The 2,068-nt window shown below is 47.1% G+C and carries 1 tRNA gene; it reads right to left on the reverse strand.

Going from position 1 to position 2,068, the window contains the following annotated elements:
• Positions 1-204: 204 nt before the first annotated feature.
• Positions 205-276, reverse strand: a tRNA-Asp gene (locus ACRC28_RS03500).
• Between the last annotated feature and the right edge of the window lie 1,792 nt (positions 277-2,068).

Here is a 2,068-nt window from a genome sequence, read left to right on the forward strand (position 1 = left end):
ACCTGATAATAAAGACAACAGACAGGGACTAAGACCTTCACTCAAACAGTCAGTCTCTTTCTGTTTCGCCAGTTGTCTTTTCTTTCTTCTCGTTAATACGGAAGCCAAGCATGTCCTCACTTGGACAGCAGGAACATGCTCGATGCAGCTGTATTACTTTTGTCTTTCTCAGTGAATAATCAGCAGCTGCTAGAAAACTCAACACTCCCCGTCAGGGAATCGAACCCCGGTCTTCCGCGTGACAGGCGGAGATACTGTCCACTATACTAACGAGGACTGCGACACGCCAGTCTTTGGCACTTTTGGGGTGAGACTTTCCCAGTGCTTTAGCTGCGCAGGAAGCTCAGGGTGTTGACTTCAAGTTAGAGGGTCGGGTGAAAAAGCCCGTCACTCTTCCTCGATATGACCCTTTTTCCACTGCTTCTTTGAGATCTCGCGATGAGGTCCGATTGAAAGTGCGCTTGGCATGTCTCTAAACGGAGCCCAGAGAAAAGGCACAGGTCAGACAGGCACATCAAAGGGCTGGAGATAGAAGCAGACAAGGCTGTAAGGCTGCATCAGCTTGAGCTTGACTCACAAAGAGAAGCTCATACACTAGAGGCATCCTCTACATCAGCAAGCGCACCCTCTGTTTCCGCTGGTCTACATCCCAATTCATTTGATACCCGTAAATACATTTCTTTAGTGCCAATATTTCAAGAAACTGAGGTGGACTCCTATTTCGGCACTTTTGAGCGTATTGCTGCTGCTCTCCATTGGCCTCCAGATGTTTGGTCAATGTTTTTGTCAATGTGAAATACATGGCAAAGCTCACGAGGCAGTATCGGCCCCCCTCTAGAGGATAGCTTACAGTATGACACTGTTAAAGCTGCAATCCTGCGTGCTTATGAGTTGCTCTCAGAGGCTTATAGGCAAAAGCTTAGAGGCCACAAGAAAACTTCTACCCAAACCTATGCGGAGGTTGCTAGGGACACGGAAAGTTTATTTGACAAATGGTGTGCTGCTTGTAAACTTGAGGATTTTTCTTCTCTCCATGGTGGACTATGTACGCCAATTCCGGGAGCGTCTGAATCATGCCAGATCCGCTGCAAGGGAGGCGCTCACTAGTTCCCAGTGTGAAATGAAACGCCAGTTCGATCGTTCCACGATGTTGTCAGGCATTTCGAAGTTGGCGGCAAAGCATTGGCTCTGTTGCCCATTCCCTATTCTGCACTCTCTGCTCGTGTTTCAGGTCCGTACAATGTGCGTAAAAAAACGGAGCAATACAGACTACGTAATCAGTACCACTAACAGGATGCGTAAAACACCCGTCTGTCACATCATAATGCTGAAACTGTATAACAATAAGTACATTCAACTATGTGGATACAACCCACAAATTGCAAGAATCATGCAAGTACATCAACTTCATCAAATATGCCGAACCGCTTCAAATGCTACATGAAAAAAACAATAAGAGATAGAGAGAGAGAGTTTTTTTAATGGGCCAATGTGCAGTCTGAATAGATCAGTTTCAGGTCTAGACTCATGTGTAGAGTTTCTGCTTTCCTGGTGTCAATGGGGAGCTCGTTCCACCATTGTGGAGCCAGGACCGCAAACAGTCGTGATTCTGTTGAGCGGTAGCTGGGGCCCCCTCATGGTGAGGGATTGGCAAGTCGACTGGCAATAGCAGAGCGTAGTGGACGGGCGAGGGTGTATGCTGTGATTATGTCCTGGATGTAGGATGGGATGAGCAATTCGCAGCCACCGGGAGACAGTGCAGGGTGTGGTGGAGCGGTGGGGTGTGGGAATACTTGGGTAGGTTGAAGACCAGCCAAGCTGCTGGATTCTGGATGTTATCCTGTAAGTGCGGTATTAAAATCAACCTGTACTCTGTCAGATAATCAGACAAAGGCACAATGTATAGCACTGTGTATACAAAAGAACAGGACCTGATAATAAAGACAACAGACAGGGACTAAGACCTTCACTCAAACAGTCAGTCTCTTTCTGTTTCGCCAGTTGTCTTTTCTTTCTTCTCGTTAATACGGAAGCCAAGCATGTCCTCACTTGGACAGCAGGAACATGC

It is taken from the genome of Clostridium sp. (genome assembly GCF_051650885.1).
In the GTDB taxonomy this organism is placed as follows: domain Bacteria; phylum Bacillota; class Clostridia; order Clostridiales; family Clostridiaceae; genus Clostridium.